The organism is Pseudomonas sp. CLCA07, from assembly GCF_053615335.1.
Window position 1 is genome coordinate 4,217,719 of sequence record NZ_CM132131.1, and the last position, 16,156, is coordinate 4,233,874.

A 16,156-nucleotide genomic window follows, 5' to 3' on the forward strand; every position below is an offset into this window, starting at 1 on the left:
CCGGGTGGCCTTCACAGGTCGCCCGGTTTTTTTATGGCCATCACAAATCTATTGTGGGAGCGTGGCTTGCCCGCGATGCAGACACCGCGGCGCATCAGGCACACCGCGCAGATCCCATCGCGGGCAAGCCACGCTCCCACAAGGATCAAAGTGACTGGATAATCGCGTGCGGAAAATTGACCTGCAGGTTTACAATCGACGCTCCTGATCAGGAGTAACCCTGTGCTGACTCATCTCGATTCCCAAGGTCGCGCCAACATGGTCGACGTCACCGAAAAAGCCGTGACGTTCCGTGAAGCGACGGCCCAAGCGCTGGTGCGCATGTTGCCCGACACCCTGCAGATGATCGTCAGTGGCGGTCACCCCAAGGGTGATGTGTTTGCCGTGGCGCGTATTGCCGGCATTCAGGCGGCGAAGAAAACCAGCGATCTGATTCCGCTGTGCCATCCGCTGATGCTGACCGGCGTCAAAGTCGAGCTCAGTGCCGAAGGTGACGACACCGTGCGCATCGTCGCGCGTTGCAAGTTGTCCGGGCAGACCGGCGTCGAAATGGAAGCGCTGACCGCCGCCAGCGTGGCGGCATTGACTATCTACGACATGTGCAAGGCCGTGGATCGCGGCATGACCATCGAAAGCGTGCGGCTGCTGGAGAAGGTCGGTGGCAAGAGCGGGCATTTCCAGGCGGATCAACCATGAACGTCACCGTGAAGTTTTTCGCTCGATATCGCGAAGCGCTTGGCGTGGACTCGGTCAAGGTTGAAGGTGATTTCGTCACGGTCGATGACGTGCGCGCGCTGCTGGCTCAGCGCGACGGTGCCGATGTGCTGAGCGAGCAGAACCTGATGTGCGCCCGCAATGAAGACCTTTGCCAGCTCGACGAACCGGTCAGCGATGGCGATGAAGTGGCGTTCTTTCCGACCGTGACCGGGGGCTGATCCATGGCGATTCGCGTGCAGTCCACGGCGTTCGATCCTGGTGCCGAAGTCAACGCCATGCACGCCGCCAATGTGGGCGTGGGCGCGGTGGTGAGTTTTGTCGGCTACGTGCGCGACTTCAATGACGGACTTGATGTGGCCGGGATGTTTCTTGAGCACTACCCAGGCATGACCGAGAAGGCCCTGGGCAAGATCGCCCTGGAGGCTGAGCAGCGCTGGCCGCTGTTGAAGCTGGAAGTGCTGCATCGCATCGGCGCTCTGGAACCGGGAGAACCGATCGTCTTCGTCGGCGCCGCCAGCGCCCACCGCCAGGCAGCCTTCGATGCCTGTGCGTTTGTCATGGATTACCTGAAAACCCGTGCGCCGTTCTGGAAGAAAGAAGTCACCAGCGATGGCGCACGTTGGGTGGAAGGGCGTGACAGTGATCATGCGGCGGCGGATCGCTGGAAGCAGTAAACAACTTGTTGTTTCTTTGTTGTCTGCTCTGCCGCCTTCGCGAGCAGGCTCGCTCCCACAGTAGATCTTCATGAACACCAAATTTGTGTATGACAAAGATCCCCTGTGGGAGCGAGCCTGCTCGCGATAGGGCCATTCGCTTCACCCAATAACCTCCTGACTCGCCACCCGACCATCGGCCAGGCATGATCCCGCTTGTCCGATTGACGGATAATACATAAAAGTCCAGTATGGAATTCCAAGTACAAAAAGACGTTCCCCGTTTCAGCTCTTTCTTCTGTCTTGCCAAACCAACAACAACCCGCGAGAGAACGAACATGAAGAAATTCCCCCTCATCACTGGTCTGGCTCTGAGTCTGTTGGCGTGCAGCAGCGTGTTTGCCGCCGAGAAAGCCCTGCGCATCGGTATTGAAGCCGCTTACCCACCGTTTGCTTCCAAAACCGACGAGGGCAAGATTGTCGGTTTCGACTACGAGATCGGCAATGCCCTGTGTGCGCAGATGAAGGTCGAATGCGTGTGGGTCGAAGGCGAATTCGACGGTCTGATTCCTTCCCTGAAAGTGAAGAAAATCGACATGGCCCTGTCGTCCATGACCATCAACGAAGACCGCAAGAAGTCGGTGGATTTCACCCACAAGTATTACTTCACCTCATCGCGTCTGGTGATGAAGGACGGAGCGGTGGTCGATGACCAGTACGCCAGCCTCAAAGGCAAAACCGTAGGTGTGCAGCGCGCAACCACCACCGACCGTTACGCCACCGAGGTGTTCGAACCGAAGGGCATTAACGTCAAGCGCTATGGCAACAACGAAGAAATCTACATGGACCTGGCAGCCGGTCGTCTTGATGCCATTTTTGCCGACACCATTCCGCTGAATGACTTCCTGTCGATGCCACGGGGCAAAGGTTACGCGTTTGTCGGACCGGAGTTGAAGGACCCGAAATACGTGGGCGAGGGCGCCGGGATTGCTGTGCGCAAGGGCAATGCCGAGTTGGTGAGCGAACTGAACGCGGCCATTGATGGCATTCGCGCCAATGGCGAATACCAGAAAATCTCGGACAAGTACTTCAAGTCGGATATCTACGGCGACTGAAAAACCGCTTTCGCGAGCAGGCTCGCTCCCACATTTGATCTCCACATGGCGCAGATTCAGTGTGGGAGCGAGCCTGCTCGCGAAGAGGCCAGATCAAGCACCACAAACCTCAGATCCTAGCCCTTCAATTCCTTCAAATGCTTGTAAACCGTCGCCCGCCCCATGTTCAGCACATTGGCCACATAGTTCGATGCGCTCTTGCCCTTGAAAGCCCCTTCGGCGTGCAGCGCCAAAACCAGTTCGCGTTTGTGGTCGCGTGTCAGCAGGTTCAGGCTCAGTTGACGTTCGCGCAGCCAGGCGTGCAGGAAGGTATTGATCCGCTCCTGCCAGTCATCACGAAACAGTGAGTCCGGTTGCGGAATCAGTTTGCTGGGCGACAGGAACAGGTCGAGCGCAGCTTTTGCATTTTCGAACAGCGAGATGTTCAGGTTGACGCACAGGACCGCGAGCGGATGACCTTCGCTGTCGCGCAATACCGTGCTCAAGCTGCGAATCTTCTGACCATCCCAATTGAGCTTTTCGTACGGCCCAATGTTGGTTTCGCTGATATCGTCGCTGAGCATGTCCTCCAGTGCGGCGTCATCGCCGATTTCGCGTTTCGACAGGTTGTTGGCGATGTAGTCGATCTTTTGCGTGCGCAGGTCGTGCAGCACCACCTCGGCATGGGGAAAAAACAGCGTGGCGATGGCATCGGCAATCGCTCGGTAATTGTCCAGCGCCGGGTCTTTTTCAGGTGCGTTCATACAGTGGAGCTCCAGGCAGCGTCAGCGCCCTGCAAAAGGGGCGCTGGAAGTTTGCCGTAATCGTGTCGACACGTCACCTGACCAGGCGATCAGCCCAGGCGTGCGGGGGAGAGCATGCTGGCGTCCAGCCCGAAACGCGTGAGCTGCTCGGGCAAACTTTCACCGCTTACCAGCGCAGCACTGGCCTGCCCCATGGCCGGCGAAGTCTGGATGCCGTAGCCGCCTTGTGCCGCGACCCAGAAGAAGCCGGGCACATTTGGATCGAATCCGGACAGTAAATCACCGTCGCTGACAAAGCTGCGCAACCCGGCCCAGGTTCGGGTCGGTCGGCGAATGGTCAGGGTGGTGGCCTCTTCGATCTGGTAAATGCCCATGGCGATGTCCAGTTCTTCTGGCTGTACGTCGTGCGGTTCAACCGGGTCGGCGTTAGCGGGTGAGCCGAGGAACATGCCGGCGTCGGGTTTCATGTAGAAAGATTCGTCGAGGCTGACCAGCATTGGCCAATTATGGATATCTACGCCCTCAGGGCCGGCGAAGATAAAGGCCGCACGCCGTTTCGGTTGCAGGCCCAGCGGCCGGGCGCCGGCCAGTGCGCCGATTTTGTCAGCCCACGCGCCTGCCGCATTGATGATGACGGGGGCGCTGAAAGTCTGGCCGTTGGTGGTTACCTGCCACACACCCTCGGCATCACGGGCCAGGCCGAGCACTTCGGTGTCGGTAATGACTTCGCCTTTGTTGCGACGGATACCGCGCAAGTAACCCTGATGCAGGGCATCGGTGTCGATGTCGCTGGCGGTCGGGTCATAGATCGCGCCATGGACTTTTTCCCGGCGCAGGATCGGAACGCGAGCACAGGCTTCATCGGCGTTGAGCAGTTGCATCTCGGGCACCGTGGCTTTGGCGCTGAGGTACTGATTGTTCAGTTCGGCGGGGTCGCCAGTGAAGTCCACGGTCATCTCACCGCGCGGCGTTAGCAACGGGTGTTCGCAGAAACCGGCGGGCGGTGCGTCGAAAAAATCGCGGCTGGCCTGGGTCAGTGCGCGAACCTGAGGTGTGCCGTAGGCGGCGGTGTAGAGCGCGGCGGAGCGTCCGGTGGAGTGATAGGCCGGATGCGATTCGCGTTCGAGCACAATCACCCTGGCCTTTTGCGACAGCCAGAAACCGGTGGAAGCCCCGGCAATCCCGCCGCCGATGATGATGAAATCTGCCTGGCTCATGAACGTCTCCTGATGGGGCGCAAATGCCATTGATATAGAGGAACCCTGTGGGAGCCGGGCTTGCCCGCGATTGCATCACCGCAGTGTGCCTGACGGAGCGAAGCGCCTGCATCGCGGGCAAGCCCGCTCCCACAGTGAGTTGTGGTGTCAGTGCTGTAGGTGGTAGATGGCATTGGCCAGCGCGATGTCTTCCAGGCCCAGGCCGATGGAGCGGAAGAATACCGGCCGGTTGTAATCGGGGCGCTGCACCTTGCCGCTCAGCAGATCGGGCAGGTCGCCGACTATTGCACTGCTGTCCCAGCCATGTTGCTCACCAGCAATCAGCATCTCACCCGCCGAGCCCGGCGTTGTCAGGCGATAGTCGCAGAACACCTGCATGTCATTGAGGCTTTGCGGCGGCACTTCGTGGGCGCGCGGGGCGTTGGTGCTGATCGAGGTGATCAGCGCTGGTTTGCTCAACTTCGACGGGTCGATCACCGGGCCTGCGGACGAGGTGCACAGCATGATCACGTCGGCGTCCTGAATCGCCGCTTCATGACTGTCGACGATGGTCAGCCGTGGGTCGAGGCTTTTGAGCTGATCCAATGTGTCTGTTTGCTTGTCGCTCAGGCTCGGTGAATACAGGGTGATGCTTTGCCAATCACGCAGATCCTTGACGTAATGCAGGTGCGCCTGGGCGACTTTGCCGCTGCCGATGATCGCCAGACGCTGCGCCTTTAAAGGCGCCAGTGCATCGACTGCTACGGCGGTGGTTGCGGCTGTGCGTGCGGTGGTCAATTCACCGGCATCGCAAAGCAGCAACGGCTGGCCGGTCTGCATCGACATCAGCAGGGTCCACGCGGTGACCAGTGGGCCTTGTTCACGCACGATGTACGGCGAAGTTTTAACCCCGTAGACACCGTCTTGCGCCAGTACGCCGAGGTAGTTGATGAAGTCGCCAGCGCCCTGGGGGAATTCCACCAGTTGCTGCGCCGGTTGTACGGCTTGGCCCGCGGCCAGGTCGCGGAACAGCTTGCGCAGGATCTGCGGCACGTCAACTTTCGCCAGCAGCTCGCGGGCCTGAGATTGGGTGATCACGTAAGGCGTACTGGACATGGCCGGCTCCGGGCGCTGAATTAAACTAATTTGTCCATTATGGACTTTTAGTTGTCTTGGGCAAGCTTCTGTTGAAAAAACCAGACGAAAAAAAAGCGCAGTCCGTTTCCGGCTGCGCCTCTTTCTGCAAATCCCCGGTTACGGGCGTTTGCGCTCAACCGCCCGCAGTAGATGCGTCGGTGGTGTTTCACAGCTGATCTTGCGACCCAGCAACGCCTCGATGGACGGTAGCTGGTAAGAGTCATCTTCACCGGCGAAGCTGATGGACACGCCATCGGCGCCTGCCCGACCGGTACGACCGATACGGTGTACGTAGTCGTCCGGGACTTCCGGAAGGGTGAAGTTGATCACGTGGCTGATGCCGTCGATGTGAATGCCGCGACCGGCGACATCGGTGGCGACCAGTACGCGAATCTTGCCTTCGCGAAAGCCTTCCAGGGTCTTGATGCGCTTGTGCTGCGGCACATCGCCGGACAGTTGCGCGGCGTTGACGCCGTCACGCACCAGGCGTTCTTCAATGCGGCGTACTTCATCCTTGCGGTTGGCGAACACCATCACCCGCTCCCAACCGTTGTCGTTGACCAGGTTGTAGAGCAGTTTGTATTTATCGGCACCGGCAACGGCGTAGATGTGCTGCTCGACGTTTTCGCTAGCCACGTTTTGCGCTTCGATCTCGACGATCGACGGCTCGGTGGTCCATTGCTTGGCGAGGTTCATCACGTCTTCGGTGAAGGTCGCCGAGAACAGCAGCGTCTGACGCTCGTTCTTCGGCGGCGTCTGGCGAATGATCTGACGCACTTGTGGGATGAAACCCATGTCGAGCATCCGGTCGGCTTCGTCCAGCACCATCACTTCGACCATGTCCAGGTGCACGTCGCCGCGCTGGTTGAAGTCGAGCAAACGGCCCGGGGTGGCCACGAGGATGTCGCAGTGACGGGCTTCGAGGTGCTTGAGTTGTTTGTCGAAATCCATGCCACCGACAAACGTCATCACGTTGAGGCCGGTGTATTTGGTCAGGTCGGCCGCATCCTTGGCGATCTGCACCACCAGTTCGCGGGTGGGAGCAATGATCAGCGCCCGCGGTTCACCCATGTAACGCTCTTTCGGCGGTGGGGTTTGCAGCAGCTGGGTGATGATCGAAATCAGGAACGCGGCCGTTTTGCCGGTGCCGGTCTGGGCGCGACCGATGGCGTCTTTGCCCGCCAGGGTGAAGCCAAGCACCTGCGCCTGGATCGGCGTGCAATACGGGAAGCCCAGGTCCTGGATGGCGTGCATCAGTTCCGGGGCGAGTTTGAAATCGTGGAAGCGGGTTTTGCCTTCCTGGGGTTCGACGACGAAGTCTTCGAGTTTCCAGGGGGTGACAGGTGCCTTGGGCTTGGGTTCGCGACGCGGTTTTGCCGGTTTCGGCGCTTCGCTGCGCGGCTGTTCAGAGGCAACGACCGGGGCTGGTTGGTTGGCCGGTGTGGTCATCGGCTCGTGTTTCGGTACCGCTGCGGTTGCGGTCCGGCCAGGCTGATTACCGTCGGTGCGGTGGCTGGGGGTATGAGACGGAGCGCTGGGAACTGGCGCGAGCTGCTCAGTCTCGCTTTTACCGAACATTTTCTTGAGTGCTTTGAGCACGGTCATCTCATCAATTGGTTAAGGAATGTACGCCGGCCAGTGTAATGCAAGAATCGGGCGCGGCGTAGTGGGATGATCAATGGGCTGCGTTTCGCATCACAGTTAACGCAAACGCTCGGCAAGCCAGACGCCGATGTCGCGAATCTCTTCGGGTAACACTTCGTGGCCCATTGGGTATTCCTGCCATGTCGCGGTGACACCACGCTGCTTCAAATGCTCATAGGCAGAGCGGCCCATGGAGTTTTGCACCACGTCATCGTATTGACCGTGCAAGGACAGCACCGGAATACGCTGCTGGCTGGCGGAAAGCTCAAGCTGATCGCTGAACGTCGGGGCATAAGTGGAGAGGGCAAGTACGCCACCCAGTGGCCCCTGCCATTTCAGGAATGCGGTGTGCAACACCACGGCACCGCCCTGGGAAAAACCTGCCAGAAATATCCGCGAGGCGTCTATTCCGCTGGCCTTCTGCTCTTCGATCAAATCCAAGACCCGCTGCGCGGACGCTTCCAGCTGATCGCGGTTGATCGCTCGCGCCGGGCTCATGGCCAATATGTCGTACCAGCTCGGCATCTCGTAGCCACCATTAATGGTGACCGCGCGAGTCGGTGCCTGCGGGAGAACGAAGCGGGTGCTCAGCAGGGTTTCCTGCAAGGCTTCGGCGACTGGCAGGAAGTCGTAACGATCGGCACCCAAGCCGTGAAGCCATACAACGCAAGCATCTGCGGGCTTTACGGGGTGAAGAATAAGGGGCTCGGTCATGGCTGCTCCAATGTTGTGCGCGCGCTCTCTCATTGGGTGCGAGACCCGAGTACGCGTCTGGTTGATCTGTTAATAAGATGTCGCAAGGCTACAAGTTTTGCTATTGACCTGTCGCGCAATTGCTTCAGCAAGCGGTCTGGTACGGGCTTTGCTAAGGGGAAACGGTGCAACCCATCTCGCGCCTTGCGGTAACACTATCAGTGTACTGCTGACCGCGGGATAGCAAAGAATCCGGTGATGGATGTTCGCCAGTGGCCGTTACGGGCTTCGCGAACGTGAAAGGGCTACCGCCCGTTCGGCCGATTGGTGAGAAGTGAGTTATCCATGATGTGGATTTTCTCCTACTAGACTCATAGCGCAGGTCCTACGCCGGTTGACCCTAAAAAAAATCAATAAGGGTCGATTACGCCTCAAAAGGGTGCGGCAGGATTCAGCTCCGACACAACAAGAGCAAAACTGGAGGTTTGAATGAAGATGTTGAAATCCACCCTGGCTATCGTGACTGCAGCCGCAGTACTCGGTGTCAGCGGGTTCGCTCAGGCGGGTGCAACCCTGGATGCAGTGCAGAAAAAAGGTTTCGTACAGTGTGGTGTGAGTGACGGTCTGCCGGGTTTCTCGGTTCCGGACTCCACCGGCAAGATCGTTGGCATCGATGCTGACTATTGCCGTGCTGTAGCGGCTGCCGTTTTCGGCGACGCGACCAAAGTCAAATTCAGTCAGTTGAACGCCAAAGAGCGTTTCACCGCGCTGCAGTCGGGCGAAATCGACATTCTGTCGCGCAACACCACCATGACCAGCTCTCGTGACTCGGGCATGGGCCTGAAGTTTCCTGGCTTTATCACTTACTACGACGGCATCGGCTTCCTGGTTAACAACAAGCTGGGCGTGAAGAGTGCCAAGGAACTGGACGGTGCAACCATCTGCATCCAGGCCGGTACCACCACCGAGCTGAACGTTTCCGACTACTTCCGCGGCAATGGTCTGAAATACACCCCGATCACTTTCGACACCTCCGACGAAAGCGCCAAGTCGCTGGAATCCGGTCGTTGCGACGTTCTGACTTCCGACAAGTCCCAGCTGTTCGCCCAGCGCAGCAAGCTGGCCTCGCCGAAGGATTACGTGGTACTGCCGGAAACCATTTCCAAGGAGCCTCTGGGCCCGGTCGTGCGTAATGGCGACGACGAGTGGCTGGCTATCGCGCGCTGGGTTGGCTACGCCATGCTCAACGCTGAAGAGGCAGGCATCACTTCGAAGAACGTCGAAGCTGAAGCCAAGTCCACCAAGAACCCTGACGTTGCCCGTCTGCTGGGTACCGATGGCGAATACGGCAAAGACCTGAAAGTGAAAAAGGACTGGGTCGTCCAGATCGTCAAGCAAGTCGGCAACTATGGCGAAGTGTTTGAGAAAAACCTCGGCAAGAACACTCCGCTGGAAATCGACCGCGGGCTGAACGCCTTGTGGAACGCTGGCGGCATTCAATACGCACCACCAGTGCGCTGATGGTTCTATCACCCGGCGGGCCAACCGCCGGGTGATGTTCTGTTCCATTACATCCGGGGCACTTCATGCAAAATTCAATCGGCGCACCAAAGCAGAGGCTCAGCCTCAGCGATCCCAAAGTGCGTGCGTGGGTATTTCAGATCATCACCATTGTGGCGGTGGTCTCGATGGGCTGGTATCTGTTCGACAACACGCAGACCAACCTCCAACACCGGGGCATTACCTCCGGTTTCGACTTTCTGGAGCGCAGTGCCGGTTTCGGCATCGCTCAAACCCTGATCGACTACACCGAATCGGACAGCTATGCCCGGGTGTTTGTCATCGGCCTGCTAAACACCCTGCTGGTGACCTTCATCGGCGTGATCCTGGCGACGATCCTCGGGTTCATCGTCGGTGTGTCACGGCTGTCGAAGAACTGGATCATCGCCAAGCTGGCAACTGTTTATGTGGAAGTCTTCCGCAACATTCCGCCGCTGCTGCAAATCCTGTTCTGGTACTTCGCGGTGTTCCTGACCATGCCGGGGCCGCGCAACAGCCATAACTTCGGCGACACCTTCTTTGTCAGCAGCCGCGGTCTGAACATGCCCGCAGCGTTGGTAGCGGACGGTTTCTGGCCGTTTGTGGTCAGCATCGTTGTGGCCATTGTCGCCATCGTGCTGATGAGCCGCTGGGCGACCAAACGCTTCGAAGCGACGGGCGTGCCGTTCCACAAGTTCTGGGTTGGTCTGGCACTGTTTCTGGTGATCCCTGCGCTGTGCGCCTTGATCTTCGGCGCGCCGTTGCACTGGGAAATGCCGAAGCTGCAAGGCTTCAACTTCGTTGGTGGCTGGGTGCTGATTCCCGAACTGCTGGCATTGACCCTGGCCTTGACGGTGTACACCGCGGCGTTCATCGCCGAGATCGTGCGCTCGGGCATCAAGTCGGTCAGCCACGGCCAGACCGAAGCGGCCCATTCGCTCGGCCTGCGCAACGGTCCAACCCTGCGCAAGGTCATCATCCCGCAAGCGCTGCGCGTGATCATTCCACCGCTGACCAGCCAATACCTGAACCTGGCGAAGAACTCCTCGCTGGCGGCCGGTATCGGTTATCCGGAAATGGTTTCGTTGTTTGCCGGTACGGTGCTGAACCAGACCGGGCAGGCGATCGAGGTGATTGCGATCACCATGAGCGTGTACCTGGCGATCAGTATCAGCATTTCCCTGCTGATGAACTGGTACAACAAGCGCATTGCGCTGATCGAGCGGTAAGGAAAAGCGCATGAGCACACATACTTTCAAACCTGACATGCCGCCACCGAACCGCAGCATCGGTGTCGTGGCGTGGATGCGCGCCAACATGTTCTCCAGCTGGCTCAACACCCTGCTGACCCTGTTTGCGTTCTACCTGATTTACCTGGTTGTCCCGCCGATCTTGCATTGGGCGATCCTCGATGCCAATTGGGTTGGCACCAGCCAGACCGACTGCACCAAGGAGGGCGCCTGCTGGGTGTTCATCCAACAGCGTTTCGGCCAGTTCATGTACGGCTACTACCCGCCGGATCTGCGCTGGCGCGTGGACCTGACCGTGTGGCTGGCAGTCATCGGCGTGGCACCCCTGTTCATCTCGCGCTTTCACCATAAAGCGGTCTATGGCCTGAGCTTTCTGGTGCTGTACCCGATCATTTCCTGGTGCTTGCTGCACGGCGGCGTGTTTGGCTTGAGCGCCGTGGCGACCAGCCAGTGGGGCGGCCTGATGCTGACCCTGGTGATTGCGACTGTCGGTATCGCTGGCGCTCTGCCGCTGGGTATTGTCCTGGCGTTGGGCCGTCGTTCGAACATGCCGGCAATTCGAGTGGTCTGCGTGACCTTTATCGAATTCTGGCGCGGTGTGCCGTTGATCACGGTGCTGTTCATGTCGTCGGTGATGTTGCCGTTGTTCCTGCCCGAAGGCATGAACTTCGACAAATTGCTGCGGGCGCTGATCGGCGTGATCCTGTTCCAGTCGGCCTACGTGGCCGAAGTGGTGCGCGGTGGTCTGCAAGCGATTCCAAAAGGTCAGTACGAAGCGGCTGCAGCGATGGGCCTCGGTTACTGGCGCAGCATGGGCCTGGTGATTCTGCCGCAAGCCCTGAAGCTGGTAATCCCTGGCATCGTCAACACCTTCATCGCGCTGTTCAAGGACACAAGCCTGGTGATCATCATCGGCCTGTTCGACTTGCTCAACAGTGTCAAACAAGCTGCTGCCGACCCGAAATGGTTGGGCATGGCCACTGAAGGCTATGTGTTCGCGGCCCTGGTGTTCTGGATTTTCTGTTTTGGTATGTCGCGCTATTCCATGCATCTGGAACGCAAGCTCGACACTGGCCACAAGCGTTAGGAGTTCTGTAATGAGCGAAGCAATCAAAAAGCCTGCGAGCCCTGAAGGCATTATTCAGATGCAGGGCGTCAACAAGTGGTACGGCCAGTTCCACGTATTGAAAGACATCAACCTGAACGTCAAACAGGGCGAGCGTATCGTGCTGTGCGGCCCGTCAGGTTCGGGTAAATCCACCACCATTCGCTGCCTCAATCGCCTGGAAGAACACCAGCAGGGCCGCATCGTGGTCGATGGCGTGGAGCTGACCAACGACCTCAAGCAGATCGAATCGGTCCGCCGTGAAGTCGGCATGGTGTTCCAGCACTTCAACCTGTTCCCGCACCTGTCCATCCTGCAGAACTGCACCTTGGCGCCGATGTGGGTACGTAAAATGCCCAAGCGTCAGGCCGAGGAAATCGCCATGCATTACCTGGAGCGCGTACGCATTCCGGAGCAGGCGCATAAATTCCCGGGGCAACTGTCCGGTGGCCAGCAACAGCGTGTGGCGATTGCCCGCGCGTTGTGCATGAAGCCGAAAATCATGCTATTCGACGAACCGACTTCGGCACTCGACCCCGAGATGGTGAAAGAGGTGCTGGACACCATGATCGGCCTGGCTGAAGACGGCATGACCATGCTCTGCGTGACCCACGAAATGGGCTTCGCCCGGACCGTGGCCAACCGCGTGATCTTCATGGACAAGGGCGAAATCGTCGAGCAGGCGGCGCCGAACGACTTCTTCGATAACCCGCAGAATGAGCGGACCAAGATGTTCCTGAGCCAGATTTTGCATTGATGCCAAGCTGACCCGTAGTAAATAAACCCGGCCTGGCACCGGGTTTATTTTTGCCTCGGTTTTTTAGGTCAGGAAACCGTGAGTGTTTCGTGCTCTTTGTGCACGGTCTCTTTGAAACCCCTCAAATCCGCGCCTTCACTCAAGACGTGTGCGTCGGCGAGCAAATACGGATACCGGTCAAGCAGGCGCATCAGCAGTACCAACGCCTTCGGCGGGAGTATTTCACCGCGCTCGTACCGGGAGAACGCGTTATGCCCGCCACCGGACAACAGCAGCACTGCGTCTTTTTGCGATAGGTGCAGCTTGCGGCGAATACGTTTCATCTCTGCACCGATCATCTGCCTGCCGGCAATGACCAGTTCATCACCTGCGTTTGAATGACGCTCTGAGCAACTGGCGTCGAGTTCGACCTCGCCGCACATCTGGCATTCCCAGCCGGACAAGTCATCAATGCGGCGCTCCATACCTTTGACGCTCAAGGTTTCGCCGCGCCCCTCAAAATGTGTCATTCCTTCTAGCTCGCCACAGCTGACGCACTGTTGAGTCTTCATTGGTTTTTCTCCTTGAAGGAGATTACTGGAGGGCCACCGCCGGGGCGGTAAGTCACCTTGATGTAAATCTCCAGACCGTGTGAATAGAGGTGGTAAACGTCTTGCCATACTCGATGGTCGGCGTAGGTAGTCATCGACTTGTAGAGCATCTTGCTACGTAGCTCAAAGATGACCTCTTGCATCTCTGTAAGGCTCAAGCCAATTTTTCTGCCGCTTGTTTTGGCCGCGCTAGTGAATGCAGATGCCCCAAGGCGCAAGACCTCTGCCTTGACCACCGCCAAGTCATAGTGGGGTGTGTTCTTTTCCATAAGAAACCATAAGCCCTGTCCCTAAAATTACCCTTAAAGGGTAATTTTGACCAATCGAAAATCCCGCTCCTTTTCCTGCCCTTAGACGGTAGGTGGTTGCCGTCCTACACGAAGCTGACTAACATGTCAGAAAATTCATCCTATGATTGGATGAAAGGGCGAATTCCATGTCAGACATTTCTCCATTGACTAAGCGATCCTTGGTCGACCAAGCGCTGGACCAGCTGCGCCTGCGCATCAATAAAGGCGTCTGGGTCGTCGGCCAGCGTTTGCCTACCGAGCCGGAACTGGCGACCGAGTTGGGCATCAGCCGTAACACCGTGCGCGAAGCCATGCGCGTGTTGGCGTTTTCCGGGTTGATCGAAATCCGTCAGGGCGACGGCAGCTACCTGCGGGCCGTGATCGATCCGCTGGACACCCTGAAAGCGCTGTCGCGCTGCTCCCACGAGCAGGCCCGAGAGACTCGGCACATCCTTGAAGTCGAAGCCATCGGCCTCGCGGCATTGCGCCGAACCGATGAAGACCTGGTGGCCTTGCGCGAAGCGCTCGGCGTGAGCGGCAGTCACTACCACGGCGATCTCGACAGTTACATCGCCTGCGATCTGGTGTTTCACCGCCGTCTGGTGGACGCCGCGCACAACCCGACGCTCAGCGAGCTGTACCGCTATTTTTCCAGCGTCGTTGGCGCGCAATTGCGCCAGACCTTGAATATCACTCCGCGACGCCAGGAAGTGTTCGACCTGCACATCGAACTGCTGGATGCCGTCGAGCAACGGGACCCGGAACGGGCCAAAGCCCTGTCGAGGCAGTTGATCAATGAACCTTGAAACCGAGAAATCCATGTCCAGCAGCGATCGCAACCTCACTCCGTCCAAGCGCACGGCGGAGCTCGAAGAGCTGCTGATCGACGCCGAGGCTGATGACGAACAGGTCCAGCAGAGCCACCCGCTGCTGCGCCGACCATGGCTGTTGTTGCTGGGCCTGATTTTGGTGGCGTTGAACCTGCGCCCGGCACTGTCGAGCATGGCGCCGATGCTCAGCGAGATCTCAAAGACCCTCGGTTTGTCGGCTGCGCAAGCCGGTTTGCTGACGACATTGCCGGTGTTGTGCCTAGGCTTGTTCGCGCCATTGGCTCCGGTGCTGGCGCGCCGTTTTGGCGCAGAGCGGGTGGTGTTGGGGATTTTGTTGACGCTGGCGGGCGGGATCATTTTGCGCAGTTCGTTTGGCGAGATCGGCTTGTTTGCCGGTAGCGTGCTGGCGGGTGCGAGCATCGGTGTGATCGGTGTGTTGTTGCCGGGCATCGTCAAGCGCGACTTCCCGAAACAGGCCGGCACCATGACCGGTGTCTACACCATGGCGTTGTGTCTGGGCGCCGCGATGGCTGCCGGTGCAACCGTGCCGCTGAGTGAACATTTCGACAAGAGCTGGGCGATGGGCCTGGGCTTCTGGGGGCTGCCGGCGCTGATCGCGGCGATCTTCTGGCTGCCGCAAGTGGGTGGACAGAAGCACGGCTCGCACAACGTCGCGTACCGCGTTCGCGGACTGTTGCGCGATCCGCTGGCCTGGCAAGTGACCTTGTACATGGGCCTGCAATCGTCCCTGGCCTACATCGTGTTTGGCTGGTTGCCGTCGATCCTGATTGGTCGCGGTCTGACACCGACTCAGGCCGGTCTGGTGTTGTCCGGTTCGGTTATCGTCCAGTTGGCCAGTTCACTCGTGGCGCCTTGGCTGGCGACACGCGGCAAGGATCAGCGGTTGGCCATTGTCGTGGTCATGTTGTTGACCCTCGGCGGATTGTTCGGCTGTCTTTATGCGCCGATTGAAGGCCTTTGGGGCTGGGCGATTCTGCTCGGTCTGGGGCAGGGCGCTACGTTCAGCCTGGCGCTGACTTTGATCGTGCTGCGTTCGCGCGATTCTCATGTCGCGGCCAACCTGTCGAGCATGGCCCAGGGCTTCGGCTACACCCTGGCGTCGATGGGACCGTTCGCGGTCGGTATCGTGCATGACTGGACCGGCGGCTGGACAGCGGTGGGCTGGATCTTCGGTGTGATCGGCCTCAGTGCAATCATCGCCGGCCTCGGCGCCGGACGTTCGCTGTACGTTCAAGTCGAAAGCGAAAAAGTCTGATGCCCCCGCACTGTCGGTATTCGGCCCACGAATGTCGATAGTGTTTCGCACCGTCGCAGACTATCGTGCAGGCAATCTTACGAAGTCATTGTTGCAAGCACAGGGAGTCTGCCCATGAGTGATGCCCATAGCGCGTTGATCACCCTGTTCTATCAAGCGTTCCAGCGCCTGGATGCCGAAGCCATGAGCGCCTGCTACACCGACGATGTGGTGTTCAGTGATCCGGCCTTCGGTGAACTGCGCGGCCGTGACGCCGGCGACATGTGGCGCATGCTTACCACTCGGGCGAAGGATTTTTCCCTGACGTTCGATAACGTGCGGGCCGACGAGCGCACGGGTGGTGCGCATTGGGTCGCGACGTATCTGTTCAGCCAGACCGGCAACACGGTGATCAACGACATTCAGGCGCGTTTTGTGTTTCGCGATGGCAAGATTTGCGAGCATCACGATAGCTTCGACCTGTGGACCTGGTCCCGGCAGGCGCTGGGTTTCAAAGGGCTGATTCTGGGGTGGACGCCACTGGTCAGAAACGCCGTTCGCGCTCAAGCCTTGAAGGGGCTGAAGGCATTCCAGGCCAGTCGCTGATAAGATCGCGGCTTGTTTCCTACAAGCCTTGATCGT

The 16,156-nt window shown here is 58.7% G+C and carries 18 protein-coding genes; 11 read left to right on the forward strand and 7 right to left on the reverse strand.

Translation table 11 applies throughout. The features are described from left to right. The first annotated feature begins 222 nt into the window (after positions 1 to 222). The 4 genes from moaC (at position 223) to ACWGZX_RS19335 (ending at position 2,485) form a co-directional block, all read left to right on the forward strand. Positions 223 to 696, forward strand: a complete 474-nt coding sequence (moaC, locus tag ACWGZX_RS19320) for a cyclic pyranopterin monophosphate synthase MoaC (protein WP_162437327.1) — start codon at positions 223 to 225, stop codon at positions 694 to 696. Then, entirely contained in the window at positions 693 to 935 is a 243-nt protein-coding gene (locus ACWGZX_RS19325) for a MoaD/ThiS family protein (protein WP_452625038.1), read from the forward strand. Before moaC ends, ACWGZX_RS19325 begins: the two co-directional genes overlap by 4 nt. A gap of 3 nt (positions 936 to 938) precedes the next feature. Continuing rightward, positions 939 to 1,391: a molybdopterin synthase catalytic subunit MoaE gene (moaE, locus tag ACWGZX_RS19330; RefSeq protein ID WP_452625039.1), complete on the forward strand. Its 453-nt coding sequence runs from the start codon at positions 939 to 941 to the stop codon at positions 1,389 to 1,391. Positions 1,392 to 1,708: 317 nt separating this feature from the next. Then, entirely contained in the window at positions 1,709 to 2,485 is a 777-nt protein-coding gene (locus ACWGZX_RS19335) for an ABC transporter substrate-binding protein (RefSeq protein ID WP_452625040.1), read from the forward strand. A gap of 116 nt (positions 2,486 to 2,601) precedes the next feature. Here ACWGZX_RS19335 and ACWGZX_RS19340 read toward each other — a convergent pair whose 3' ends face one another. The 5 genes from ACWGZX_RS19340 to ACWGZX_RS19360 form a co-directional block, all read right to left on the reverse strand. Continuing rightward, entirely contained in the window at positions 2,602 to 3,228 is a 627-nt protein-coding gene (locus tag ACWGZX_RS19340) for a helix-turn-helix transcriptional regulator (RefSeq protein ID WP_452625041.1), read from the reverse strand. A gap of 89 nt (positions 3,229 to 3,317) precedes the next feature. Further along, entirely contained in the window at positions 3,318 to 4,445 is a 1,128-nt protein-coding gene (locus ACWGZX_RS19345; RefSeq protein ID WP_452625042.1) for an NAD(P)/FAD-dependent oxidoreductase, read from the reverse strand. A 147-nt stretch (positions 4,446 to 4,592) separates the two neighbouring features. After that, positions 4,593 to 5,540, reverse strand: coding sequence for an ornithine cyclodeaminase family protein (locus ACWGZX_RS19350; RefSeq protein WP_452625043.1), 948 nt, complete (start codon positions 5,538 to 5,540; stop codon positions 4,593 to 4,595). Between the two features lie 138 nt (positions 5,541 to 5,678). Next, positions 5,679 to 7,166, reverse strand: coding sequence for an ATP-dependent RNA helicase RhlB (gene rhlB / locus ACWGZX_RS19355; protein WP_452625044.1), 1,488 nt, complete (start codon positions 7,164 to 7,166; stop codon positions 5,679 to 5,681). 96 nt (positions 7,167 to 7,262) lie between these two features. Further along, a complete protein-coding gene (locus ACWGZX_RS19360; protein WP_452625045.1) occupies positions 7,263 to 7,919 on the reverse strand; it encodes an alpha/beta hydrolase in 657 nt (218 codons plus the stop codon). A 468-nt stretch (positions 7,920 to 8,387) separates the two neighbouring features. Between ACWGZX_RS19360 and ACWGZX_RS19365 the strand changes: the two genes are divergently transcribed. From ACWGZX_RS19365 to ACWGZX_RS19380, 4 genes are all read left to right on the forward strand, one after another. Continuing rightward, positions 8,388 to 9,419, forward strand: coding sequence for an amino acid ABC transporter substrate-binding protein (locus ACWGZX_RS19365; RefSeq protein ID WP_452625046.1), 1,032 nt, complete (start codon positions 8,388 to 8,390; stop codon positions 9,417 to 9,419). Between the two features lie 65 nt (positions 9,420 to 9,484). Continuing rightward, positions 9,485 to 10,666 (forward strand): amino acid ABC transporter permease, encoded by a 1,182-nt coding sequence (locus ACWGZX_RS19370; RefSeq protein ID WP_223521453.1) that lies wholly within the window; start codon positions 9,485 to 9,487, stop codon positions 10,664 to 10,666. Between the two features lie 10 nt (positions 10,667 to 10,676). Next, positions 10,677 to 11,774, forward strand: a complete 1,098-nt coding sequence (locus tag ACWGZX_RS19375) for an amino acid ABC transporter permease (RefSeq protein WP_223521451.1) — start codon at positions 10,677 to 10,679, stop codon at positions 11,772 to 11,774. 10 nt (positions 11,775 to 11,784) lie between these two features. Beyond that, positions 11,785 to 12,549 carry an amino acid ABC transporter ATP-binding protein gene (locus ACWGZX_RS19380; protein ID WP_223521449.1) on the forward strand — a complete coding sequence of 255 codons (765 nt, stop codon included), beginning with the start codon at positions 11,785 to 11,787 and terminating at the stop codon, positions 12,547 to 12,549. Between the two features lie 68 nt (positions 12,550 to 12,617). Here the strand turns inward: ACWGZX_RS19380 and ACWGZX_RS19385 are convergent, their stop codons facing one another. Continuing rightward, the gene (locus tag ACWGZX_RS19385) at positions 12,618 to 13,100 is read right to left on the reverse strand and encodes a type II toxin-antitoxin system MqsA family antitoxin (protein ID WP_452625047.1); all 483 of its coding nucleotides are present in this window, start codon (positions 13,098 to 13,100) and stop codon (positions 12,618 to 12,620) included. Continuing rightward, entirely contained in the window at positions 13,097 to 13,408 is a 312-nt protein-coding gene (locus ACWGZX_RS19390) for a type II toxin-antitoxin system MqsR family toxin (RefSeq protein ID WP_452625048.1), read from the reverse strand. The genes ACWGZX_RS19385 and ACWGZX_RS19390 overlap by 4 nt, the downstream gene beginning before the upstream one ends. A gap of 167 nt (positions 13,409 to 13,575) precedes the next feature. On the opposite strand from ACWGZX_RS19390, the gene ACWGZX_RS19395 reads away from it, so the two are divergent. The 3 genes from ACWGZX_RS19395 to ACWGZX_RS19405 all read left to right on the forward strand — a co-directional run bounded on the left by ACWGZX_RS19395 (position 13,576) and on the right by ACWGZX_RS19405 (position 16,120). Then, complete coding sequence (locus ACWGZX_RS19395) at positions 13,576 to 14,235, forward strand: FadR/GntR family transcriptional regulator (RefSeq protein WP_452625049.1); 660 nt, start codon at positions 13,576 to 13,578, stop codon at positions 14,233 to 14,235. Then, on the forward strand, positions 14,225 to 15,535 hold the full coding sequence (locus ACWGZX_RS19400) for a CynX/NimT family MFS transporter (protein ID WP_452625050.1): 1,311 nt from the start codon (positions 14,225 to 14,227) through the stop codon (positions 15,533 to 15,535). Before ACWGZX_RS19395 ends, ACWGZX_RS19400 begins: the two co-directional genes overlap by 11 nt. 114 nt (positions 15,536 to 15,649) lie before the next feature. Beyond that, positions 15,650 to 16,120: a nuclear transport factor 2 family protein gene (locus ACWGZX_RS19405; RefSeq protein WP_452625051.1), complete on the forward strand. Its 471-nt coding sequence runs from the start codon at positions 15,650 to 15,652 to the stop codon at positions 16,118 to 16,120. Positions 16,121 to 16,156 lie beyond the last annotated feature (36 nt).